The following is a 22,408-nucleotide window of genomic DNA, read 5'->3' on the forward strand; positions in this document are numbered from 1 at the left end:
AAAGAAAAAATTATTCGCTTATCTGGAAAACGATGGGAAGGGAATACATTACACCTACCGCTTCTCCTTTCTGTCTTCCCGGAGTCATCGCAGGAAGTTTGTTAATTACACGTTCGGCTTCATCCTCCAGTTCGGGAGCAGCGGCACGGGATTTTACGTTTGTGATATTCCCGTTTTCGTCTATTTTAAACTGAACAATCACCCGGTTTGTTCCTGTTAGGCCGAGTTTTTTACCCAGGCTGGAATCAAAATTCTTACCCACAAATTCAGTAATTTTTTGAGAAGTACATTTCTTTCTTTCTTCGTTTGAAGAAATATCTTCACATCCTGGAAAGGCCGGAACTTCTTCTATTACAGCGAAAGGAATTTCTGAATTATCCCGCTGCTCTTCTACTACTTCAATTATCCCGCTTCCGTTGGCTTTTCTTTGTTTTAATAATAACTCTTCCCTTTTCTTTAATAATTTCAGGAATTGCTCTTTTTCTTCTTCAGTTAAACTATCCTTTGTTTCAAGATAGGCATCAAGTTCTGCAATTTTTTCTGAAACAGAAGCTGTTCCCTGTTCTTCACTTCCTACTGCTTTCTCTTCTGAACATGCCACATAAGTGAGCATTAGCGTCATTAGCGGAATAATGAATAAAAATTTGAATTTTGAAACTGTTGTTGATTTTGATTTTTGTAACATAACGATTCGTTTTTTGATTAATGAATGATTAAAAAATTGATTGATAAATGAGATATTCTTCGTGTTAAACGCGGTGTTGAGCAACTGCTCGTAGTAATTCTTTTTTCCGGCGGTTTTCACCACTTCCTCATCGGCTATAAATTCGTGCAGCCCTACAATCCTGGATTGGTAGATGTAAATAAGCGGATTAAACCAGAAGACAATTTTCAGTAGTTCGAAAAATATAAGATCCAGGCTATGCTTCTGCTTTACATGCACCAGCTCGTGAGAAAGGATCTGCTGTTTTTCTTCTTCGGAAAGCTTATCACCTAGAAAAATTGTATTGAAAAATGTGCAGGCCATATTCGAATCTGGAATCTCGATTATTCGGAAACCTTTCTCTTCTGAAGTTTTTCTAAACCTGAACAACCTGTTTAGATGATAAAACTTCTTGAGAAATAATGCAAAGCTCGCTGCTAAGCCCAGGCAATAAATTAGCAGCGACCAGTCAATATTCATTCCCTCTTCCGTATTAAGATTTGCTACCGGCAAGGTTTCCGTAGTTGTTTCTCCTCCGATTAGTACCGCCGGAAGCATTACTCTTGCATTTTGTGGCACTGCTTCTGCCAAAAACTCAAGTTTCAGCAAAGGCAGCAACAAAGCGATCACTGGCGTAATTAACAAATACCACCTGTTGTAATTAAAGAAAGTTTCCTTCTTCAGCAACAGTTCATACGCCAGCAAAAAGCAAAGCTGAAAAAATAATGTTTGTAGAATATAGTGTAGCATTACTCCTCTTTTTTATTGATTTCTTTTAGAATAGCCTCAAGGTCTTTGGTGTCCATCTCGTTTTTCTTCATAAAAAAGGAAACCATGCTTTTAAAAGAGCCATTAAAATAATTATTGATCAGCTTATTCATGCTTTGATTGCTGTAAGTCTCTTTTTCAATAACCGGAAAATAGATATAACCCTTTCCCTTCTTCCGGTGATCTACAAACTCCTTGTTTTCCAAAATTCTTACAATTGTAGAAACAGTATTATAAGCCGGTTTCGGTTCAGGAAGTTCTTCAATTATTGCAGCCACATTGGCTTCCTCTAAATCCCAGAGAACGTGCATAATCTCTTCTTCGGCCTTGGTCAATTGCTTCATAGTGGTTTTTATATCTTGTCTGTAAAATGTTTTCTTCAGATTTAAGCTATTGCTAATATAACTAAATATTTAGTTTAAACTAATAGATTAGTTGAAAAAATTTTCCGTAGAAAACCTTTCTAAGCTCCGTCACCTGTTAAATAATTACAAATATTAAGCAGAATAGGATTTTCCGTAGAAGAAAAATTTAAATTAGGAGAACATCGGGAAATTAAATTTTCCAGGACTTACAAATTATCCAGATATGAACAAAATACTCACGCTAACCGTTAATCCAGCACTAGATATTTACACCACCGTTGAAAAGGTAGAACCTGAAGTCAAGATGCGTTCTGAATCTCCCAAGAAGGATCCCGGAGGAGGAGGCATCAATATCTCCAGGGTGCTGCAGCGTATGGGTACAGAAACTAAAGCGCTTTACGCATCCGGTGGGTTCACAGGCAACTTTTTTTCTCAACTTCTTGATGAAGAGCATATAGATCACGAGCCTTTTAAAGTAAAAAATGACATGCGCCAGAATTTTGGGGTTTTTGAAAATTCCACCGGTGAACTCTATCGTTTTGGATTTCCCGGAGCTGAAATGGAAGAATCTGAAGCTAATACCCTACTCGAGAAACTGGAGAAAAACCTCGGGGATTCAGAATTTCTCGTTGCCAGCGGAAGCCTTCCCCCGGGAGTGGGAACCGATTTCTATGCAAAAGTGGCAAAAATAGCTCAGGAAAGGAACGTAAAATTTATATTGGATACATCAGGCAAAGCTTTAGCTGAAGGTTTAAAGCAGGGTGCATACCTGGTAAAGCCAAATCTCGACGAACTTCAGGATCTTACCGGTCAAAAAGCTGAAACACACGAACAACGGAAACAAATGCTGAAAAAGATACTGGAAGATTATCCTGTAGAAGTGGTCGTCCATTCCCTTGGTCCCGACGGCGCTTTTCTGGCAAAAAAAAACGAAATAAAGCATTTTCCCGCACCAAAAGTTAAAATCAATAGCTCTATTGGCGCAGGAGACAGCATGGTTGCCGGAATTGTATATAGCCTTGCTAATAACAAGTCACTGGAGGAAGCGGTGCTCTTCGGACTTGCATGTGGCAGTGCGACTTTGATCTCTCCGGGAACAGAACTTCTGAAAAAAGAAGACGCGGAAAGACTGTACGATGAATTACTGTCGAATTATAAGAACGTGTAATAAAAGGAGAGTCCGAAAATGGCAATTTTCGACCTTTGCTTTAAAACGGAAGAAAACTTGAATTACTAATGTTATCTTTAAAAAAGAATTGATAAACTAAAAAACCTTAAAATGGCAAATCACCTGCCTTCTGCCCTTAAAAACGCAGAGGAACTTAAAAAGGAATTCAGAGATAAAAAGGCCTTACTATTCCTCGATTTTGATGGAACGCTTGCTCCTATAGTAGAAAACCATGAAGACGCAGCAATTTCTGAAGAAATGCGCGACCTGGTTCAGCAATTATCGAAAGTTTATCCTACGGCCGTCGTGAGTGGTCGCGGCATGAAGGATGTTAACCAGCGTGTGAACTTACCTGAACTTTATTACGCCGGAAGTCATGGTTTTGAGATTTCCGGACCTGGAAATTTTCTCAAAGAAAATGATGAAGCACAAAAGGTACTGCCGATATTTGACAAAATTCAACCTATACTTAAGCAAAAGCTAAAAGACATTAACGGAGTCGACTTTGAACGAAAAAAGTTTACGCTCGCCATCCATTACCGTAAAGTAGACGAAAACTTTACTTCTGAAGTCCACACCCGCGTTTCTGAAGTTCTAAAGGATTATCCGGAATTACTGAAAGCCGACGGAAAAAAAGTGATTGAAGTACGCCCGGCAATAGACTGGCACAAAGGAAAAGCCGTGGAGTTTCTAAAAGAGCAATTGGGTGAAAAGGATCAGAAATTTTCAGTATATATAGGAGATGATGTTACCGATGAAGATGCTTTTAAATATGTTGATAACGGACTCGGAATCCTCGTAGGTGACCATGGAAATAAAACATACGCAGATTATTCCTTAGAGAATATTGATGAAGTAAAAGAATTTTTTCAGCTCCTGCTTAAGCAATAAGTATAGCTGAAAAGTCTTTTTAAAATTTGCTATGGATATTATTCTTATAGGTATTGCTGCTTTTTTGATCATTTTGGGAATCATTGGAAGCATTCTGCCCGTATTACCGGGTGTTCCGATAAGTTGGCTCGGACTTCTGGTTTTTCACCTGGCACCTTCTGTTCCTATAAATTACTGGTTCCTTGGCATAAGCCTGATTGTAGCTGTTGTTATTTATGCGCTGGATTTAATTGTTCCTGCCTTGGGAACAAAACGCTTTGGCGGCAGTAAAGCAGGAATGATTGGTACTACTATAGGTCTAATTGCAGGCTTAATTGCTCCAATTCCCTTTGGAATTTTAATTGGTCCGTTTGTGGGGGCTTTTATTGGGGAACTTATAAATAAAAGCGACTCGAAAACCGCTTTAAGAGCAGCTTTTGGATCTTTTATTGGCTTCCTGGCCTCTACGTTCATGGAATTTATGGTCGCTTTTATTTTTCTTATCCTTTTTCTTCTGAAATTGTGGGACTATCGAAACCTGATTTTTTCCTGAACTTTGCTGAACAATCCTTCGAAAGAATCTGAAATTTATGGTTAGACCTGAAAATGACAATTTTTAGTAACAAAACCGCCGAAGGATTCCGGCGGCTTTGGGGCAGCAAGTTATATTCTCATTTAAACCAAACAATTTTAACTGCCAGCCCAAGAGAATGCCAGGCATTCAATATGTCTTTGTGTTTTCTAAGACCAGTATCCAGTTTCCTTATCGCCTCCTTCGCTGCTAACTTAAAATCTGTATTCTTCGCAGAAGCATATATTCCGGATCCTGGGATATTCAATTCAATTTCACAGATCTTGCTTTTTCCTTCAGCTTCATCTAGATCTTTAAAGAGTACTTTAGAATCTTTAAGCCAATTATACCGGGCTTCCAGTTTTAAAAGTTGTTTTATGACATATTCATAAAGATTTCCGTTACAGGAGGCTTCTGCACAATTTATATCTACGGTCATGACAAGAAGTATTTTTATTAACACACCAAATATAAACAGGAACCTTCGTTAAAATTATGATTTTAGTCATATAAACCCAACAATATCAGTTGATTAAAAACCAACCTTAGCAATTTATCCATAGATGAAATCTGATCCATCAGACTTTTTTCGCAATAGACTCTATTCTGAAAAAAAATTATAACTCTATAATTAACAATTGTTTAGTAGAGGTTTAATCTCACTCCTCTTCAATTTTTTATAATTTTAGCAGAGAACTGAATTAAAACAACTAAAAAAAACAATATGGCAGAAATACGAGTAGAAAAGAAAAAGCCGGTTTGGCCGTGGATATTAGTAGCTATTTTAATAATCCTGGCACTCCTGTATTTCTTTGTATGGGCAGACGGAAATGAATCTGATGATGATTTACAGGACGACGATCAAATCGAGCAACTGGAGCAATATGAAACTGAGGAGTTTTCTGCAAACGATTATCCTGAAAATGCGATAGGACAATATCTCAGTTACGTAGACAGAGGGAGTGATGATAACGCTCTTGGTACTAATCCCAGATCACAGCAAAGGGCAATGATGTTGCTTTTAGAGGCTGTAGAAGAAAAAACAATTGAGCTTAACCATACTCCGGGAGAGGAGATGGAGAGCATCAGCCAATGGGAGCCTCAGCGCCAGGTGGATAGCATTAGGCAAACGGGTAAAGTGATTGTCGATAATCTTCAGGAAATTCAAAGAGATCAATATCCGGAACTGGAAGACGAAGTACAGGGACTAAGAACGCATCTTGATGAGCTGGCTGTAGATAGCAGCCCGGAAGATCGGAATCTATTCCTCGGAGAATTTTTTACTCAGTCGGCCGATATACTAAGACAAATGGATGCTGAAATTAACAGCGCCCCTATCTCCCCTTCAAGTATAGATACTTCACGTTATAGTACAGATATAGACACTATAACTACAGAAGAATAGTATACTGGCTAAAAGGTTTTATGACTATTAGGCCATCTTCACGGGAATTGAAGATGGCCTTCTTTTTGTATCACCATTAAAAGAATTGTTACACATAAAAGATTCTCTTAAATTCCTGCAGATGCTGCACTTCCTTTAAACCTCATCCCATTTTCGCAACCCAGGCTCCAACAAATACTTCTTTTTAATTCCTTATCTTTTCCATGAGCCTGGAAGCAGGACCATTTTTAAGAAAAATGATACAAATGTTAGCCTTTTGCAAAAAATTTTAAAGACAGGTTAATATCTTCTATTTTCACACCTATCAGTTGCTATGAAAGACCACTACCTTATTCTTGCAGGACTTGGATTTGCTACACTAATTATGGCCTGGCTGCCTTCTTTTGCCAAAAAGATAAAAGTTAGTTCCCCAATAATTTTATTGCTCATAGGTTTTGGGATATACACTGCAGCTATACCTCTTGGATGGCCTAGTCCTATCTGGAATGACGAATGGCTCATGTATTTTTCTGAGACCATAGTCATTATTTCCCTTATGGGTGCCGGGCTTAAAATTGGATCCCACTATACGCTTAAAAGCTGGCGAAAACCGTTGTTACTGGTTTTTATAACTATGCCTATATGTATGGTTTCCGCATATTTTCTGGGTTCCTATTTTCTTTTACTTAGTCTGCCATCTTCACTCTTATTGGCTGCAATACTGGCCCCAACAGATCCTGTTCTTGCAGCCGAAGTTCAGCTGGATGATCCTCTTGCAGAAAAAAGTCCGGAAGATAATGTACGGTTTACCCTGACTGCAGAAGCGGGTTTGAACGATGGTATAGCTTTTCCCTTCTCTTACATGGCTGTTCTCGTTGCCCAGGCAGGAAGTTGGGCCGCTTTTGATTTAACCGGCTGGATCCTGGACGAATTTCTTTTAAAAATTACACTTGGGATAATTATTGGGCTTGTCATAGGAAGGCTTATAGGTTTCCTTTTTGACAGGCTCCACCACGTATCTGGCGTAAAAACTTTTGTAGGTTTTCTTTCGCTCTCATTAACTATCATGACTTATGGACTTAGTGAACTCCTGCATGGCTACGGATTCTTAGCTGTTTTCTTTGCGGGCTTTAGTCTGCGCTATTATGAAAAAGTAAGTGGTGACTACAAAAAGAAACTCCATGATTTTATAACCGAAGTGGAACATTTACTGCTCGTAGTCTGGATAATCCTTTTTGGTGGCTCTATTATGAGTGGTATGTTGGCATTAACCGACTGGAAAGGGGTTACTTTTGCTTTAATATTTGTACTACTTATACGCCCACTGGCAGGTATGATCCCGCTAATTTTTGTTAAAAAAGAAAAGATGAAGGAAAAGCTGGCAATCAGTTTTTTAGGAATACGCGGGATAGGTTCTGTTTTCTATTTATCCTGGGCCTTTTTAAAATTTGACAACTTTAGCCATAAAAATGAGCTCTATGCAATTACTGCCTACATCATTTTATTCTCTATTGTACTCCATGGCCTTACCGCTCCTTCTATAATAAACTACTTTCGTGGGAAAGCAGAGCGAAGTTCAGACCTGGAAGAAAACTAACTGTCTGCACAGAATAGTGAAATCTTCAATGGATGGCTATTCGTAAAAATCATTCAAATCTGCGGCATGCAGGTCCTTTAAAAAATCTGAAATCATGGAGGTAGTTGCACTAAAAAAAGCAGCACCTTTTTCAGCAGTTGCTGCCTTTGGGTTTCCTACTCCGGTATCTTTAGTAATTTCTGTCCATTTTCGTTGGGCTGTAACCCAACCCTCTTTAAGTCCTTTTATTTTATAAGTTTTAGCAGCACCATCTCCGGCTTCGTTTAATGGAAGTACTAAATCTGGAGCTAAATGCATAACAGTGGCAGTTTCCAACTCCCCTGCATGATCTCCAGGTTCCTGAAAATAAGGATGGGCATCTACAGATTGCCACCAGTTCACAGAACAGATAAAAACATCCGGAAATTCCACGCTCAATTCCCTAATCATTGGCTTAAAATTATTTCCGCCGTGAGCATTTAAAATAACAAGTTTACGAAGTTTATGCTCGTTAAGCAACTGTACTACATCTTTTAAAACAGCATATTGCGTACTGGGATTCATGTTTATACAGAATTTTACATCCATCTGGCCTGTATTTACACCAAAAGGAATGGTTGGCAGCACCAAAGTTTTCGCTTCCTGCTCCCATGCTCTTCGGGCAGATTCTACAGCCACACCTTCAGCCAGGATGCTATCTGTTGCATAAGGCAAGTGAAAATTATGGGCCTCGGTCGCTCCCCAGGGCAGGACTGCCACAGTAAAATCTTCAGCTTTTACATTTTTCCAGTTTGTTTCCGCGAGAACATAAGGCCTGATCTTCTGTTTCATAATAATTGCCATTTTAAGGATGCGATCTAAATTTACTGAAGTTTAAAAGATTTAGCAGTACTTGAGAATAATCTTATTTTTGAAGAAACTAACAGAATGCTGGATTTTATAGTTGTTGGAGCCGCACAGGCCGGTTTGTCCATGGCTTACTACTTAAAAAAACTGAATAAAAATTTTCTTCTGGTAGATAAAGAAAGTGCCATAGGTTCTTCCTGGCGCAATCGCTGGGATTCGCTCACCCTTTTTACACCTTCTGAATTTAATAATCTTCCGGGCCTCGGTTTTCCCGGCCCCAGAGGTCATTATCCTTCAAAGGATGAGGTAGCCAAATACTTTGAAGCTTACGTGAAAGAATACAATTTTCCGGTTCAATTCGACACATTCATAGAAAAGATTACCCGTAAAGAAGATCATTTCCTTCTGAAAAGTCCGCAGGGGAACTTAAGGTCGAAAAATGTAATTATTGGCACCGGACCTTTTCATATACCCTACATTCCACCATTTTCTGAAAAAATTAATCCCGAAATTTTTCAGGTTCATAGTAATTACTATAAAAACCCGGGTCAACTTCAGAAGGGAAAAACGATGGTGGTTGGTGCGGGAGATTCGGGTTTTCAGATTCTAGACGAAATATCTCAGCGAAGAAATAGTGTATATTTTTCCGGAACAAGCAACGTGAGACTCCTTCCGCAGGAAATTCTGGGAAAAACATTATTCTGGTGGCTCAAAAAAACCGGAATCCTTGGCTTCAGTAAAGATTCATGGATAGGAAAAAAATTAAGCACATCCAGGCAGCCAATTATTGGAACCGACATAAAGGAAATCCTGCGCCGGGAAAATGTAAACCTAGTAGGCAAGGTTAAAGATGCTGAAGGAAAAACTATATATACTGAAAATAAAGAAATAACCGACTTAAAAAATATCGTCTGGGCAACGGGTTATCGTCCCAACTTCGAGTGGATTGAAGGACTGGAACTTAGAGAAAATGGTTATCCTAAACATTATCGCGGAGTAAGTAATATTAACGGACTCTATTTTATCGGGCTGCCCTGGCTCTACACCCGCGGCTCTGCCACCCTTGGCGGAATAAAAAAGGATGCCAAATATCTCGCAAACTATATTTCCAAAGCATAATTTTTTGGGGCTAATCTCAGCACAAAGACTTGGGGAAATAGTTTCAACTAAAGTTAAAGTACCTTTAAAGGCTTTTGATAACCAACCTCTTTCCTGTAATTTGACTTAAAATAGGAAAAAAGTAGACATGTCTGAGCACGTTAGAGAAATTAAAGGAGTAAAATCACCAACAAAAATAAAAGGCTCGGGATGGAAAGATATCGTTCTTAATGTAAAAGATCAAATTGCCGAAGACAATGTTTCGATCGTATCTGCCGGTGTTGCTTTTTATGCATTTCTTGCCGTTTTTCCTGCAATCCTGTCGCTCATCTCCATTTACGGACTCGCGGTTAGCCCGGAGCAAATACAAAATCAATTGTCGCAATTATCAGGAATGATGCCCCAGGAAGCCTTCGGTATACTGGAAAGCCAAATAGAGAATTTCATGTCCACATCGGGAAAAACCCTTGGCTGGGGAACAGCACTGGGTATTCTGTTTAGTTTATGGAGTGCCAATAAAGGCACAAAATCTTTGTTTATAGGGGTAGATATCGCTTACGGGACAGATGAACCCCGCGGTTTTATTAAGGAGAACGCACTTGCACTGCTGTTCACTTTAGGAGCCGTTATCCTCGTGATAATAAGTATGGCGCTTATTGTTGCTTATCCTGCCATTGTACACATGCTGGGGCTTCCTTCAGGAATCGAGACTTTAATTGGCTGGGGACGCTGGTTACTACTTGCAGCCATCGTGGTTTTCTTTCTCTCCCTGGTTTACAAATACGCACCTCCCCGAACAACTCCTGCTTTTAAATGGGTTTTGCCGGGAGCACTTTTAGCCACAATTTTATGGCTGGTCGCCTCCTGGGGCTTCTCGTATTACGTTAGTAACTTTGGGAGTTATGGCGAAGTTTACGGCTCAATTTCTGCGGTAGTTGTGCTCCTTATGTGGCTTTTTCTTACCAGCTTTATCATCCTTCTTGGAGCTGAATTAAATTCGGAAACAGAAAAACATGTCCGGAAAAAAGGTTTTGGTGCTATCAAGAAATAATTTTTTTCCGAATTTACAGATCGAAAATTGCGATTTTTAGGGTGTCTCTTTATTGTTATTTTTATTCTGAAGTTATTCAGAATCTACGGAAGAATTGCTCCTTCAATATAAATTTAGCCGAAGCAAAACCAGAGAGCGAAAATGTTATTTATCCTGAAGTAATTCAGGATCTACGGAAGTTTTTCCTTTCAGGATGAATTAACGGAAATAAATCTACAGGTCAACAATTGCCATTTTTGGACGTCTTCTTAAAATGCCAATTTTCAACAAAAAACCCCGAAAGTAAACTTCCGGGGATCATGTTTTACAACTACAAGAAATTCTGAATATTAAAGATTTTTCGCTACTTTTTCTACTGCGGCAATAGTTTTGTCCAGATCCTCATACGACAATGCTTCGCTTATAAACCAGGTTTCAAACGCACTTGGCGCTATGTAAATCCCGTTTTCCAGCAATCCGTGAAAGAATTTATTAAATTTCCCATTCGATGCGGCCGCAGTTGCAGAAGCAAAATCGACTACAGGCTCTTCAGAAAAATGAACCGAAATCATCGAACCAATCCTGTTAATCGTATGCGGAACATTATTTTCTTCTAAAGCTTTTTCTATTCCTTTATGTAAATACTCCGTTTTTTCGTCTATGCTTTTATAGATTTCAGGATTATCCTGTAACTCCTGAAGCATTGCCAAACCGGCTGCCATTGCAAGAGGATTCCCACTTAAGGTTCCTGCCTGATACACCGGTCCAACCGGTGCAAGATAATCCATGATTTCGTTACGCGCGGCAAATGCTCCAACCGGGAGTCCACCGCCAATCACCTTCCCAAAACACACAATATCGGCTTTTACATTCAGTCTTTCCTGGACTCCACCCTGTGCAAGCCTGAATCCGGACATTACCTCATCAAAAATCAGCAGAATATCATTGGCATCACAAAGCTCTCTAAGTCCTTCCAAAAACCCTTCTTTAGGCGGAATGCAGCCCATATTTCCCGGGACAGGTTCGATGATCAAACAGGCAATTTCATCTTTATTGGCGTCAATTAATTGTTGTACGCTTTCCAGATTGTTATAAGTGGCAAGCAAAGTGTCTTTTGCAGTCCCTTCAGTAACGCCGGGACTATTTGGTGTTCCAAAAGTAATTGCACCGCTTCCCGCCTGTATCAAAAAGCTATCGCTGTGGCCGTGATAACAACCCGAAAATTTGATGATTTTCTCCTTTCCGGAGAAACCACGGGCAAGACGTACGGCACTCATACAGGCTTCGGTTCCGGAATTTACCATTCTTATTTTATCAATATTCGGAACCATTTTTACTGCCAGTTCCGCTATTTTGGTTTCGAGTTCGGTTGGAGTTCCAAAAGAAGTTCCTTTTTTCGCTCTTTCAATTAGTGCATCAATAACCGGTTTGTGGGCATGTCCTAAAATAAGCGGCCCCCAGGAATTAATATAATCGATAAGCTCATTGCCATCTTCATCATAAATATAGGCTCCCTTTGCTTCTTTTATAAAAATAGGATCTCCGCCCACCGCTTTAAAGGCGCGAACAGGAGAATTTACTCCTCCGGGAATTACTTTTTGAGCTGAAGCGAATAATTCGCTGCTTCTTTTATAAATCATAAATACGGCATTCTGTGATTAATTAATGTACAATAACTGACCTATGGAAATAGTGGTGCCATCGAGATCGTTAGATCGCTGCAATTCTGCGACCGTAGTGCTATAGCGCTTTGCTATAGAATATAGGGTATCACCTTTTTTAACAATATGCGTGGTATTTGCCCTTTCATCAGAAACATCTGCGTAAGTTCCGGACGGTTTTCCCAGTACTTCTTCATCAAAGCGGTAAAGCTGATATCTTTCAATCAAGTCAATAAGCTTATTTGGATATTTACGATCTGTGGCATAACCAGCTCTTTTTAGACCTCTTGCCCAGCCTTTGTAATCATCGATATCAAGTTCAAATAATTCGGCATAACGTCGTCTTTCCGCCAGGAAAAGCGAATGGTCACGATACGAATATTTTGGGTGGTTATATTTTCTGAAGCATTCCTGGCGCGCATCATCGTCGTGATAAATCTTGTTGCCGTTCCAGCCATGACATTTAATACCAAAATGATTATTTGCCGTTCTGGACAATCTGCCTTTTCCCGCTCCCGATTCCAGAATGCCCTGCGCAAGGGTAATACTCGCCGGAATTTTATAAAGTTGCATTTCTTCCTGAGCGATTGGTCCAAACATAGCAATATACTGTTCTACACTTTCCGCATGTCCCATTGGAGCCGAAGTTCCTTCCGGAATATGACGTTTCGCATCTCCCTGCACCACTACTTCTCTTTCGGAACCGCTTTTTCCCGCCACTTTTTTCCTGCTTCCGCAGGAATAGATAAAAATACTCAGTACAAATAGTAAGAGAATCCGGTTTATCTTCATATCAATCTTCAATTAAAGGTAAATTCTTTTTCGCCAGCCGCCTGTTCATCCCACCAATTCCCTGGAGTCCGCCGGTATGTATAGCTAAAATTTTAGCGTTATCAGGAAAATAGCCATTTTTGATCATTGCAAAAATACCAAAAAGTAATTTGCTTGTATAAACGGGATCAAGCTGAATGTGATATGTTTTTTTAAAATTATTGATAAAGCTTATAAGTTCCCGGTTCACCTTTGCATATCCCCCAAAATGGAAGTGGGTCAAAATTTGCCAATTTTCGGCCTTCGTGAGCTTTTTTACTTCGGAAGTAAGAAAATCTCCCTTTAATGCTGAAAATCCGAGCACTTTTTGATCTTCAGAAGATGAATTTATTATTCCGGAAACAGTGCCTCCCGTTCCCACTGAAGTACAAATGTAATTGAAAGCTTTATCTTCGGGCTGAAGGATCTCTTCGCATCCTTTTATGGCCAATTCATTGGTTCCACCTTCCGGAACGAGATAAAAATCGCCTAATTCCTGCCTTAAAGCTTCCAGAAAGTCAGGGTTTTCCTTATTCCGGTACGCTTCACGAGTAATGAATCTCAATTCCATTCCGCAGGAACTGGCAAACCGAAGCGTAGAGTTAAATTTTAATGTTTTCGATAAATCTGCAGCAAGTTCCTCTCCCCTAATCACTCCCACAGTGCCGATATTTGCCAATTTTCCGGCTGCAGCTGTGGCGGCGATATGGTTGGAAAATGCACCTCCAAAAGTGACAATTTTCGGCTTTCGCTGCGCAATTGCTTCCTGAATATTATACTTCAGTTTTCTGAATTTATTTCCGGAAACTTCAGGATGTAAAAGGTCCTCTCTTTTTAAATAAACTGCAATATTTTTAGCCGAAAATTTTCCGATAAACTGGTTCGGAACAGCAGCTTCTTCTGTATTCAAAAATTCGGTCATTGCACAAAGATCAAAAAGCATAGGATGTAAAACAATGAATGTTACAGATAATTTAAAAAGGCCCAGAATCTTCTTCGGTTTAAATACTGCGAGTCACTTTCCATTTTATAAGCCTCCCGCTCAAAACTTATATTCCTGTAGGCTTTATAGGTGCTTTTGTACTTCAGTAAACGAATAAAAAATTCCGCAAAATACCAGATATAGAAGAAAATCAGGAGCAGCTCCAGTTGTTGCCGCAAATGAATGCGCTCGTGATTTATAAAAAGTCGGTCGTCTTTGAGCCATGCATACTTTACAATCACAAATGGCCAGATGCTAACGCCTTTAAAGCCTTTGCCAAGCAAATATTTGTTAACGACCAGAATCATACTTTCAAGATAAGAATTGTATTTTTGTGCTATGAGTTTTTTTAAGAAAAAAATTCCGTTAGAAGAGGGTGATTATTATCTCACGCCCGAAGGATACAGGTGTTTTACCGAGCAATACCACCTAAAAAGAGGCTATTGCTGTGAGAGTGGATGCCGGCACTGCCCGTATGGTTACAACAAAAAAACCAACCGACAGGACTAGAATTCCTGTCTGGGATTGCCTGCAGCAGCAAAATCTTCTGAGTCGGCATGATTTTTGAGCCTTTTTTCCTGAGTGAAAAGCTTTTCTGTGCTGCTTTACCTGGTTGTGAAATAGATTTGTAACGCAACGATTTTTAACCACGCCAGAGAAAACAGGAGATACTCAAAATTCTTTTTATACAGATTTTTTGCTCCAAATGAGAGTTAGAAACATATTATCAAAATTATACACCTATGAAAATCCTTAAATTTACACCGTTCCTGTTGCTTTTTACAGTTTTGCTTACTTCCTGCAGCACCGTAAGAGTAGCTTCAGATTACGATCGCGAAGCAAATTTTAATTCTTATAACAGCTTTGCCTTTTTTAAGCCGGGAATCGATCGCGCAGAGATTTCTGACCTGGACAAGAAAAGAATACTAAGGGCAATTGAACAGGAAATGATTTCAAAAGGATTTACAAAATCTGACAATCCTGATCTTTTAGTGAGTATCTTCACGAAAACCAATGAGAACATTAATGTTTATCAAAATAACATGATGCCCGGCTGGGGTTATGGTTGGGGATGGAGCCCGTGGTACTGGGGAAGCGGTTACAATACGGTAAACCGAACCAGCGAAGGAACTTTATATCTCGATCTAATTGATGCTGAATCTAAAGAACTTGTATGGCAGGGAATGGGAACCGCCGCTCTTGCTGAGAAGGTTGAAAGAAAGCAGGAGAGAATAAATGAAATTGTTTCAAAGATCCTGGAGAAATATCCTCCCGGAGCAGAAAAGTAGTCATTGCTCAAAATATTTAAAAGCCTCTTTTTTAGAGGCTTTTTTTATATCAGTAATCTCCCCTCTATATAATTTTTACTTTCTGATTTTGTATCTTTAATCGTACACATTCGACTAATTATGTTGGAAAAAATTCAATCTAACGAAATACTGGACCGCCTACCCGCGCATCTCCGGCAGTATATAAAACCACAGAATTATGAGGATTACACTTCTATAAACCAGGCGGTGTGGCGCTATGTGATGCGTAAAAATGTGAGTTATCTCAGCAAAGTAGCGCACTCCTCATACCTCGAAGGCCTGGAGAAGACTGGTATTTCAATAGAACATATCCCGAATATGTACGGAATGAACCGTATTCTACAGGAAATAGGCTGGGCGGCCGTTGCTGTAGATGGTTTTATTCCGCCGGCTGCATTTATGGAATTTCAGGCGTATAATGTGTTGGTGATCGCCAGTGATATACGACAACTGGAAAACATAGAGTACACTCCCGCTCCCGACATTATTCACGAAGGTGCGGGGCACGCTCCCATCATTGCCAATCCTGAATATGCCGAGTATCTCAGAAGGTTTGGAGAAATTGGCTGTAAAGCCATTTCCAGCTCAAAAGATTATGAGATGTACGAAGCTATACGGCATCTTTCCATTTTAAAAGAGGCTGAAGGAATTGCTGAAAAAGATATTAAGGCTGCCCAGGAAAAAGTGGATTACCTGCAGAATAATATGGGAGAGGCCAGTGAAATGGCAAAGATCAGAAATCTACACTGGTGGACGGTGGAGTACGGACTTATTGGAACTTTGGAAAACCCGAAAATTTACGGCGCCGGACTTTTATCTTCGATTGGGGAAAGTACCTGGTGTATGACCGATAATGTGAAAAAACTGCCATATACCATAGCTGCTGTAGAACAGGAATTTGATATCACCAAACCTCAGCCGCAATTGTACGTTACCCCGGATTTTGCACATTTAAGTCAGGTTTTGGAGGAGTTCGCCAAAAAAATGGCACTGCGAACGGGAGGCTTGAAAGGCATTCAGAAATTAATAGATTCAAAGAACCTCGGCACCATTGAACTTAGCACGGGTATTCAAATTTCCGGAGATTTTTCTGAGATTATTTCCGAAGAAGGAAAACCGGTCTACGTAAGTACTTCCGGAAAAACAGCTCTTTCTTATAGAGAAAAAGAACTGGTAGGCCATGGCACCGGAAATCATCCTGACGGATTTGGTTCGCCCATAGGAAAGCTTAAGGGAATAAATCTTGCCATTGAAGATATGAGCCCCCGGGATTTAAAAGCTTATAATATTTATGAGGGGGAAGATGTGAATCTTGAATTTGAAGGAGGGATTGTTGTAAATGGTGAAATAATCACCGGCACCAGAAATCTTCAGGGTAAAACTATACTTATTAGCTTCAGAAATTGCACAGTACGCTACGGCGATCGCATCCTCTTCAAACGCGAATGGGAAAAATATGATATGGCGGTAGGCAAAGAAGTGGTTTCCGCTTTTGCAGGACCTGCAGATGTCAATTCTTTTGACCTGATAACCCACAAAACCTCTTCAACTACAATAAAAAGTGCAAAAAATCCGGAAAAAGAAGAACTGGAAAATCTCTATGAATCTGTAAGGAACATCAGGGAAGGAAAAAATACAATGTTCTCACTTTCTGCAGCATTTGATATTGTTAAGAAGCATCATCCCAAAGACTGGCTACTTTCTGTAGAAATTTATGAGCTGGCCATTGATCAGGACCAAAAACTGGCAAAAATAGCATTAGACCATTTGACTGCCTTGAAAAGCAAACGACCTAAAATCTCTCATTTAATAGAAAATGGAATTGAACTTGTGGATGCATCCCTTGTAAAATAGGAGCTACATTTTTATTTCTCCAAATTCTTCTGAATCCTCAATTGGAACTTCGTTATATATCAATGTCCATCCCATAGAATTTGTAAGGATATAAATCTTCTGCAACTCACTCACGAGCCTGTTTTTGGCGTTCAATTTTAAATTGGAATTGTCAACTTTCTTTTGCAGGGATTTATTAATCCTTTCCCTGATTTTATTATAATCTGAAGCATCAAACTGGTTAAGATAATCCTGGGTCACGTCATAATATTTGATGTCTGGATTGATAGTTATTTCCTCTTCCGGAATATTTAAAATATTCACAGTTTTATTCTTTTCATTGACCTTTATTTCGAGCTTGCTCAAATCATAAGCCACAGATACTTCTGCATTTACCACTATGAGCGCTTTCTTTCTTGCAGAAAGTACATCAAGATAGAATTTCCTGGAATCTTTGTAAGAATATACCTGCGAAAAGGAACCTTCAGTTACCACTAATTTTCCTACATTTCTTATCTGCTCCTGAATAAGTAAAGTACTCTCTTCCAGATTTTCCCGCTCAGTTCTCTGATTTTCAAAATAATGATAACCAAAAAAAGCAAGGATCACCAAGAGTGCTCCAAGCAATATTTTCTTCATAGTATAACCTTTGTACCAAGTTACAAAAATTCAGGATTTGAAGAGTAGGATTAACAGAATGCACTATATCTAAAGGCTTCCTGAGGAAGTGGCCGTTAATAAAAATGCCAATGGACGGCCCCACCCGTCCATTAGCTTTTAAAATTCTAAAATCTACCCCAACAAATTTTAGATTACAAATTTCAATTGTACTTCCCAAAAGAGGACTCACATCCTCGCTTTAAACAAGTTGACAATTAAAATGTGCAAAATAAATGTACAAATTATTAAGAGAACTGAATTTAATTGGCAATTAATTTATCGTTACTAAAGTTAATTTTCCTGCTTATTTATATCGGGCAAACCTGATATGAGGAAATTTAGATTCCAGTTTATTTATCCTCTCCTTAAGCTGATCCTTAAACTTTTGATGCTCTTTGGATTTGCTATTGAAGGGGCGGTGATTAAGAGCTCTCTGGACTTTTTCAACTTCCTTTTTCGTTGCATTGGTGTCCGGTTCTATCCACACCTCATCAAATTTACTCCAGATGTAATCTACAGCTGTGCTATTTGGATGGATCATATCCTCTGCGTAGAACCTGTAATCCCTTAATTCATCCATCACAATTTCATACGACGGGAAGTAAGAAAGCGTCTTCTTCCATTCCTCATTTTGTCTGAATTCTCCCAGGCATTGCTGAAGGGCCGCCACAAGATTGGATTTGCTCCATTGATTTTCGGTAAAACCATCTTTAAGATGTCGTACCGGAGAAATGTTAAAAATAACGGAAACCTTTGGATTGATCATGTGAACATAAGACAGGATCTTCAGCAAACTCTGCCGAATATCATCCACCATCATCAGTTCTTTCTGAAATTCTTTCTGCGGAACTTTATGGCAGTTCGCCACAGTTCTATCCTGCTGGTCGTGACGGTAACCCCATGCCGTCCCAAGGGTAATCACCACATGTGTGGCAGATTTTAAAAATTTCCCAGATTTTCTTATTGCGGAATTAAGATCCCTTAGCAGATTCTTCTTGTTGGAATTGCTTAATTCGCTGTGGGCCTCAAAGCTATGCCACCTCCCCTGATGGAAAAACACATCCTCATCTTTGTATTTATATCCCGAAACCACTCGCTCCAGAAAATTTTCTATGGCTAAAGGATGAAATAAAATCCCGAAAGGATTCCGGTAATTCTGAAATTTATAATATTCCAGCTTCTCCCCAATATTTTCCACAAAGCAGGAGCCCAGCATAAAAATCTTAGAATTGTAATCTATCTTAGGTTCCTGATCGGCAATCGGTATTTTCGTCCTAAACTCCATCTCTTTCCTCTCCATTGCATTATTTAACCTTCAGATTTTTTACAACCTCTTCTAAAAAACCAGTACAAGAAAACTGGTTTTATTCATCATAGTGAAATCTACATTGGATTATAGTACATCTTTGGTCAACTCCTTTTTTCCCGGACACTTTATAAACTAACCTATGCTCACTTGTTATCCTCCTCGACCAAAAGCCTTTTAGACCATGTTTTAAAGGTTCAGGCTTACCTAAGCCTTTGAAAGGGTTCAGCTTAATAGATTTTAGCAGTTCCTTTATTTTAATAATTGCATCCTTATCAGTTTCTATCCAATAACAGAAATCTTCCCAGCCGTGAGCTGTAAAATCTATGTTCATTACTGAGTAAGTTCTATTTCATCCTCATTATATCGAATCAATTCTCCCTTTTCCAATTGTTCAATTGATTGGGCTAATCGATTCCTATTCGCTTTTGTAGATAGTAAGTGCTCCGTTTCTTTTAATGAATTATATTCTTTTATTGACATTATGACGACCGCATCATCTTCTTTATTTCTTGGAATGATTATCACTTCCATAGACTTGGAGACATAGTCCAGATGCTTTTTTATACTTTTTCTTAAAGTGGAAATTGTTATTGCTTTCATCATTCTTCATTTGTTCTGTACAATATTTTGTACACTTAAACGTACAACTTTCATTCCTATAATCCTAATAAAATTTTAGCTTAGCATCAACTCATAGTTCATCTCACCGATAAGTAAAACTTATTTTACGTACTCCTTCGCTTTCTGCAAAGCATCGTTTAATCCGGCAGAGTTTTTACCTCCTGCAGTGGCGAAAAACGGCTGACCGCCTCCGCCGCCCTGGATATACTTACCAAGTTCACGAACAATAGTTCCTGCGTTCAGATCTTTTTCGGAAACCAGGTTTTTTGAAATATAGCAGGAAAGTAAGGCTTTCCCGTTCTGTTCTGTTCCAAACACAAGAAACAGGTTTTCCATTTCATTATCCAGCTGAAAAGCCAGATCTTTAATTCCGCCTGCATCAAGGTCTACCAGTTTTGCCAGGAAATTAATTCCGTTAACCGATGTAATTTCATTCTTAAGGTCAGATTTTAAAGATTTCGCCTTATCCTTCAGCAGACTTTCTACCTGCTTCTTTAATTCCGAATTTTCTTCCTGAAGGCTACTAATGGATTTTACAGGATCTTTTGCATTCTTCAGAAGGGATTTAACCTCGCCCAATGTTTTATCCTGTTCAGCAAAATAATCTTTTACAGCGTCGCCGGTAATTGCTTCAATCCTTCGTATTCCCGAAGCTACCGCACCTTCACTAACTATTTTAAAATACCAGATATCTGAAGTATTCTTTACGTGGATTCCACCACAAAGCTCCATGGATTCCCCAAAACGAATGGCCCTCACAGAATCTCCGTATTTTTCTCCAAAAAGCGCGATCGCTCCCTGATCCAGCGCATCCTGGTAAGCGATATTCCGTTGCTCGTTAAGCTCATGGTTTTCCCTGATACGCGCATTTACAAAAGCTTCAATTTCCTCCAGCTGTTCTTTGGAAACTTTACTGAAATGAGAAAAATCAAACCTTAAATAACCACTGTGTACCATAGAACCTTTTTGCTCCACATGTTCCCCAAGAATTTTTCGCAAGGACTGATGCAATAAATGAGTGGCCGTATGATTTGCTGCTGTTCTTGCCCTCTGATTTGCATCTACAACTGAATTGAAAGTTGCTTCAGGATCTTTGGGAAGGGATTTTGAAAAATGGATAATCTGATTATTTTCCTTTTTTGTATCGATGATATAAGCCACATTTCCATTTTCTGCTTCCAGATAGCCTTTATCACCAACCTGTCCTCCACCTTCGGGATAAAAAGGCGTTTTATTAAGTACAATCTGAAATAATTCCCCCTGCTTCTTATTTTCTACCTTTCGATATTTGGCAATTTTCACCTCTGACTCCAAATGATCATAACCAATAAAAGCCTCCTTTTCTACAAAATTTAATTCTGTCCAATCTCCGGCGGTGACCTGTGTCGCGGCACGGGAACGGTCTTTTTGCTTTTTTAATTCAGCTTCAAATTCTTTTTCATCTAAATCGTAACCGCGCTCTCTAAGGATAAGTGCGGTTAAGTCTATAGGAAATCCATAAGTGTCGTAAAGCTCAAAAGCTTTCTTTCCTGAAATTTTCTTTCCTCCAGCTTCCTCTATAATATTTTCCAGCAGTACCAATCCCTGATCCAGGGTTCTAAGAAACGAGATTTCTTCTTCCCTGATAACATTTTCACAAAGCTGCTTTTGAGATTTTAGCTCTGGAAAAGTCTCTCCCATTTGTCGGCTTAAGGTCGCAACTAATTTATAGATAAAAGGTTCTTTGGTGTCTAAAAACGTGAATCCGTAGCGGATTGCCCTTCTTAAAATCCTTCTTATCACATAGCCGGCACCGGTATTACTCGGCAACTGCCCGTCTGCAATAGAGAAAGTTACTGCTCTTACATGATCTGCAATTACTCTAAAGGCGATATTTGCCTTTTCTGAGATGCCGTATTTTTTATTGGTAACCGTTTCTATTTCCCGGATTAGCGGAGTAAAGACATCAGTTTCATAATTGGATTGTTTCCCCTGCAACACCATACACAAACGTTCAAAACCCATCCCGGTATCGATATGTTTTGCAGGCAATTCTTCCAGCGAACCATCAGCTTTGCGGTTGTACTGCATAAAAACCAGATTCCAGATTTCCACAACCTGGGGATGGTCGGCATTCACGAGTTCCCTTCCGGATACTTTCGCTTTTTCTTCATCAGAACGAATGTCGATATGAATTTCAGAACATGGGCCGCAGGGCCCCTGGTCGCCCATTTCCCAAAAATTGTCTTTTTTATTTCCGTAGATAATCCGCTCTTCAGGCACAATGGCTTTCCATAGTTCTAAAGCTTCAGAATCCAGCTCCAGTTTGTCATTATCTTTACTTCCTTCAAAAACAGAAACGTAAAGATTTTCGGGATTAATTCTATAGACTTCAGTAAGTAATTCCCAGGCCCAGTGAATCGCTTCTTTTTTAAAGTAATCTCCAAAACTCCAGTTTCCGAGCATCTCAAACATCGTATGATGGTATGTATCATGCCCTACCTCTTCCAGATCATTATGTTTACCACTAACCCTCAAACATTTTTGAGTATCGGTAACCCGGGAATTTTTAGGTTCAGAATTTCCTAAAAAGAATTCCTTAAACTGATTCATCCCTGCATTGGTGAACATCAGCGTAGGATCATCCTTTATTACCATGGGCGCCGAAGAAACAATGGAATGGGATTTGCCTTTAAAAAATTCGAGGAATTGGTTTCGGATATCTTGCGATTTCATGAAGCTCTTCTATTCTAAATTTTACAAAATTATGACGGCGATGAAACAATTCTTATATTTGTTCGTTTACCGTTTAATTATGCACAATAATGCGCAGTACTGAATGGCAAAAATAGCACAAATTTAGC

At 39.3% G+C, this 22,408-nt stretch carries 23 protein-coding genes; 10 read left to right on the top strand and 13 right to left on the bottom strand.

Features of this window, described 5'->3' with window-relative positions:
- Positions 1-10: 10 nt before the first annotated feature.
- Both RM545_RS03965 and RM545_RS03970 read right to left on the bottom strand, forming a co-directional pair.
- On the bottom strand, positions 11-1,453 hold the full coding sequence (locus tag RM545_RS03965; RefSeq protein WP_311494016.1) for a M56 family metallopeptidase: 1,443 nt from the start codon (positions 1,451-1,453) through the stop codon (positions 11-13).
- Complete coding sequence (locus RM545_RS03970; protein WP_311494017.1) at positions 1,453-1,815, bottom strand: BlaI/MecI/CopY family transcriptional regulator; 363 nt, start codon at positions 1,813-1,815, stop codon at positions 1,453-1,455. The genes RM545_RS03965 and RM545_RS03970 overlap by 1 nt, the downstream gene beginning before the upstream one ends.
- A 244-nt stretch (positions 1,816-2,059) precedes the next feature.
- On the opposite strand from RM545_RS03970, the gene RM545_RS03975 reads away from it, so the two are divergent.
- The 3 genes from RM545_RS03975 (at position 2,060) to RM545_RS03985 (ending at position 4,427) form a co-directional block, all read left to right on the top strand.
- Positions 2,060-3,004: a 1-phosphofructokinase family hexose kinase gene (locus tag RM545_RS03975; protein WP_311494018.1), complete on the top strand. Its 945-nt coding sequence runs from the start codon at positions 2,060-2,062 to the stop codon at positions 3,002-3,004.
- Positions 3,005-3,115: 111 nt separating this feature from the next.
- Positions 3,116-3,895: a trehalose-phosphatase gene (otsB, locus tag RM545_RS03980; protein WP_311494019.1), complete on the top strand. Its 780-nt coding sequence runs from the start codon at positions 3,116-3,118 to the stop codon at positions 3,893-3,895.
- A gap of 31 nt (positions 3,896-3,926) precedes the next feature.
- Positions 3,927-4,427: a DUF456 domain-containing protein gene (locus RM545_RS03985; protein ID WP_311494020.1), complete on the top strand. Its 501-nt coding sequence runs from the start codon at positions 3,927-3,929 to the stop codon at positions 4,425-4,427.
- A 118-nt stretch (positions 4,428-4,545) separates the two neighbouring features.
- Here RM545_RS03985 and RM545_RS03990 read toward each other — a convergent pair whose 3' ends face one another.
- Entirely contained in the window at positions 4,546-4,884 is a 339-nt protein-coding gene (locus tag RM545_RS03990; RefSeq protein WP_311494021.1) for an HPF/RaiA family ribosome-associated protein, read from the bottom strand.
- A gap of 285 nt (positions 4,885-5,169) precedes the next feature.
- On the opposite strand from RM545_RS03990, the gene RM545_RS03995 reads away from it, so the two are divergent.
- Both RM545_RS03995 and RM545_RS04000 read left to right on the top strand, forming a co-directional pair.
- Positions 5,170-5,850, top strand: a complete 681-nt coding sequence (locus RM545_RS03995) for a hypothetical protein (protein WP_311494022.1) — start codon at positions 5,170-5,172, stop codon at positions 5,848-5,850.
- Between the two features lie 313 nt (positions 5,851-6,163).
- Positions 6,164-7,426, top strand: coding sequence for a cation:proton antiporter (locus tag RM545_RS04000; protein WP_311494023.1), 1,263 nt, complete (start codon positions 6,164-6,166; stop codon positions 7,424-7,426).
- Positions 7,427-7,462: 36 nt separating this feature from the next.
- Here RM545_RS04000 and RM545_RS04005 read toward each other — a convergent pair whose 3' ends face one another.
- Positions 7,463-8,236, bottom strand: a complete 774-nt coding sequence (locus RM545_RS04005; RefSeq protein WP_311494024.1) for a creatininase family protein — start codon at positions 8,234-8,236, stop codon at positions 7,463-7,465.
- 96 nt (positions 8,237-8,332) lie between these two features.
- Between RM545_RS04005 and RM545_RS04010 the strand changes: the two genes are divergently transcribed.
- Positions 8,333-9,370 carry a flavin-containing monooxygenase gene (locus tag RM545_RS04010; protein ID WP_311494025.1) on the top strand — a complete coding sequence of 346 codons (1,038 nt, stop codon included), beginning with the start codon at positions 8,333-8,335 and terminating at the stop codon, positions 9,368-9,370.
- A gap of 127 nt (positions 9,371-9,497) precedes the next feature.
- Positions 9,498-10,400, top strand: coding sequence for a YihY/virulence factor BrkB family protein (locus tag RM545_RS04015; RefSeq protein ID WP_311494026.1), 903 nt, complete (start codon positions 9,498-9,500; stop codon positions 10,398-10,400).
- 329 nt (positions 10,401-10,729) lie between these two features.
- On the opposite strand, the gene hemL is transcribed toward RM545_RS04015, so the two are convergent.
- From hemL to RM545_RS04035, 4 genes are read right to left on the bottom strand one after another with little or no spacing between them, the layout of a single operon-like run.
- Positions 10,730-12,019, bottom strand: a complete 1,290-nt coding sequence (hemL, locus tag RM545_RS04020; protein ID WP_311494027.1) for a glutamate-1-semialdehyde 2,1-aminomutase — start codon at positions 12,017-12,019, stop codon at positions 10,730-10,732.
- Between the two features lie 18 nt (positions 12,020-12,037).
- Positions 12,038-12,832, bottom strand: coding sequence for a glucosaminidase domain-containing protein (locus RM545_RS04025; protein ID WP_311494083.1), 795 nt, complete (start codon positions 12,830-12,832; stop codon positions 12,038-12,040).
- A gap of 1 nt (position 12,833) precedes the next feature.
- Positions 12,834-13,772, bottom strand: coding sequence for a 1-aminocyclopropane-1-carboxylate deaminase/D-cysteine desulfhydrase (locus tag RM545_RS04030; RefSeq protein WP_311494028.1), 939 nt, complete (start codon positions 13,770-13,772; stop codon positions 12,834-12,836).
- Between the two features lie 41 nt (positions 13,773-13,813).
- Positions 13,814-14,140, bottom strand: coding sequence for a hypothetical protein (locus RM545_RS04035; protein ID WP_311494029.1), 327 nt, complete (start codon positions 14,138-14,140; stop codon positions 13,814-13,816).
- Positions 14,141-14,171: 31 nt separating this feature from the next.
- On the opposite strand from RM545_RS04035, the gene RM545_RS04040 reads away from it, so the two are divergent.
- The 3 genes from RM545_RS04040 (at position 14,172) to RM545_RS04050 (ending at position 16,996) form a co-directional block, all read left to right on the top strand.
- On the top strand, positions 14,172-14,342 hold the full coding sequence (locus tag RM545_RS04040; protein WP_311484424.1) for a C1orf53 family protein: 171 nt from the start codon (positions 14,172-14,174) through the stop codon (positions 14,340-14,342).
- A 233-nt stretch (positions 14,343-14,575) separates the two neighbouring features.
- Positions 14,576-15,121, top strand: a complete 546-nt coding sequence (locus tag RM545_RS04045) for a DUF4136 domain-containing protein (protein WP_311494030.1) — start codon at positions 14,576-14,578, stop codon at positions 15,119-15,121.
- Between the two features lie 120 nt (positions 15,122-15,241).
- Entirely contained in the window at positions 15,242-16,996 is a 1,755-nt protein-coding gene (locus tag RM545_RS04050) for an aromatic amino acid hydroxylase (RefSeq protein WP_311494031.1), read from the top strand.
- A 3-nt stretch (positions 16,997-16,999) separates the two neighbouring features.
- On the opposite strand, the gene RM545_RS04055 is transcribed toward RM545_RS04050, so the two are convergent.
- From RM545_RS04055 to alaS, 5 genes are all read right to left on the bottom strand, one after another.
- Entirely contained in the window at positions 17,000-17,614 is a 615-nt protein-coding gene (locus RM545_RS04055) for a DUF4230 domain-containing protein (RefSeq protein WP_311494032.1), read from the bottom strand.
- 325 nt (positions 17,615-17,939) lie between these two features.
- Positions 17,940-18,935 carry a GSCFA domain-containing protein gene (locus RM545_RS04060; protein ID WP_311494033.1) on the bottom strand — a complete coding sequence of 332 codons (996 nt, stop codon included), beginning with the start codon at positions 18,933-18,935 and terminating at the stop codon, positions 17,940-17,942.
- Between the two features lie 64 nt (positions 18,936-18,999).
- Positions 19,000-19,275, bottom strand: a complete 276-nt coding sequence (locus RM545_RS04065) for a Txe/YoeB family addiction module toxin (RefSeq protein ID WP_311494034.1) — start codon at positions 19,273-19,275, stop codon at positions 19,000-19,002.
- Positions 19,275-19,547, bottom strand: coding sequence for a type II toxin-antitoxin system Phd/YefM family antitoxin (locus RM545_RS04070; RefSeq protein ID WP_311494035.1), 273 nt, complete (start codon positions 19,545-19,547; stop codon positions 19,275-19,277). Before RM545_RS04070 ends, RM545_RS04065 begins: the two co-directional genes overlap by 1 nt.
- Positions 19,548-19,664: 117 nt before the next feature.
- Complete coding sequence (gene alaS, locus RM545_RS04075; protein ID WP_311494036.1) at positions 19,665-22,280, bottom strand: alanine--tRNA ligase; 2,616 nt, start codon at positions 22,278-22,280, stop codon at positions 19,665-19,667.
- Positions 22,281-22,408: the final 128 nt, after the last annotated feature.

Origin of the sequence: Autumnicola lenta, assembly GCF_031846515.1 — a bacterium.
Lineage (GTDB): Bacteria > Bacteroidota > Bacteroidia > Flavobacteriales > Flavobacteriaceae > Autumnicola > Autumnicola lenta.

Bases quoted from the DNA above. Each gene is read 5' to 3' on its own strand.
- RM545_RS04015 (WP_311494026.1), top strand. From the start codon at position 9,498: ATGTCTGAGCACGTTAGAGAAATTAAAGGAGTAAAATCACCAACAAAA.
- RM545_RS04035 (WP_311494029.1), bottom strand. From the start codon at position 14,140: ATGATTCTGGTCGTTAACAAATATTTGCTTGGCAAAGGCTTTAAAGGC.
- RM545_RS04060 (WP_311494033.1), bottom strand. From the start codon at position 18,935: ATGGAGAGGAAAGAGATGGAGTTTAGGACGAAAATACCGATTGCCGAT.
- RM545_RS04050 (WP_311494031.1), top strand. From the start codon at position 15,242: ATGTTGGAAAAAATTCAATCTAACGAAATACTGGACCGCCTACCCGCG.
- RM545_RS04055 (WP_311494032.1), bottom strand. From the start codon at position 17,614: ATGAAGAAAATATTGCTTGGAGCACTCTTGGTGATCCTTGCTTTTTTT.
- RM545_RS04010 (WP_311494025.1), top strand. From the start codon at position 8,333: ATGCTGGATTTTATAGTTGTTGGAGCCGCACAGGCCGGTTTGTCCATG.
- RM545_RS04030 (WP_311494028.1), bottom strand. From the start codon at position 13,772: ATGACCGAATTTTTGAATACAGAAGAAGCTGCTGTTCCGAACCAGTTT.
- RM545_RS04065 (WP_311494034.1), bottom strand. From the start codon at position 19,275: ATGAACATAGATTTTACAGCTCACGGCTGGGAAGATTTCTGTTATTGG.
- otsB (WP_311494019.1), top strand. From the start codon at position 3,116: ATGGCAAATCACCTGCCTTCTGCCCTTAAAAACGCAGAGGAACTTAAA.
- RM545_RS03995 (WP_311494022.1), top strand. From the start codon at position 5,170: ATGGCAGAAATACGAGTAGAAAAGAAAAAGCCGGTTTGGCCGTGGATA.
- RM545_RS04070 (WP_311494035.1), bottom strand. From the start codon at position 19,547: ATGATGAAAGCAATAACAATTTCCACTTTAAGAAAAAGTATAAAAAAG.
- RM545_RS03970 (WP_311494017.1), bottom strand. From the start codon at position 1,815: ATGAAGCAATTGACCAAGGCCGAAGAAGAGATTATGCACGTTCTCTGG.
- RM545_RS04025 (WP_311494083.1), bottom strand. From the start codon at position 12,832: ATGAAGATAAACCGGATTCTCTTACTATTTGTACTGAGTATTTTTATC.
- RM545_RS04005 (WP_311494024.1), bottom strand. From the start codon at position 8,236: ATGAAACAGAAGATCAGGCCTTATGTTCTCGCGGAAACAAACTGGAAA.
- RM545_RS04040 (WP_311484424.1), top strand. From the start codon at position 14,172: ATGAGTTTTTTTAAGAAAAAAATTCCGTTAGAAGAGGGTGATTATTAT.
- RM545_RS04045 (WP_311494030.1), top strand. From the start codon at position 14,576: ATGAAAATCCTTAAATTTACACCGTTCCTGTTGCTTTTTACAGTTTTG.
- RM545_RS03985 (WP_311494020.1), top strand. From the start codon at position 3,927: ATGGATATTATTCTTATAGGTATTGCTGCTTTTTTGATCATTTTGGGA.
- hemL (WP_311494027.1), bottom strand. From the start codon at position 12,019: ATGATTTATAAAAGAAGCAGCGAATTATTCGCTTCAGCTCAAAAAGTA.
- alaS (WP_311494036.1), bottom strand. From the start codon at position 22,280: ATGAAATCGCAAGATATCCGAAACCAATTCCTCGAATTTTTTAAAGGC.
- RM545_RS03990 (WP_311494021.1), bottom strand. From the start codon at position 4,884: ATGACCGTAGATATAAATTGTGCAGAAGCCTCCTGTAACGGAAATCTT.
- RM545_RS03975 (WP_311494018.1), top strand. From the start codon at position 2,060: ATGAACAAAATACTCACGCTAACCGTTAATCCAGCACTAGATATTTAC.
- RM545_RS03965 (WP_311494016.1), bottom strand. From the start codon at position 1,453: ATGCTACACTATATTCTACAAACATTATTTTTTCAGCTTTGCTTTTTG.
- RM545_RS04000 (WP_311494023.1), top strand. From the start codon at position 6,164: ATGAAAGACCACTACCTTATTCTTGCAGGACTTGGATTTGCTACACTA.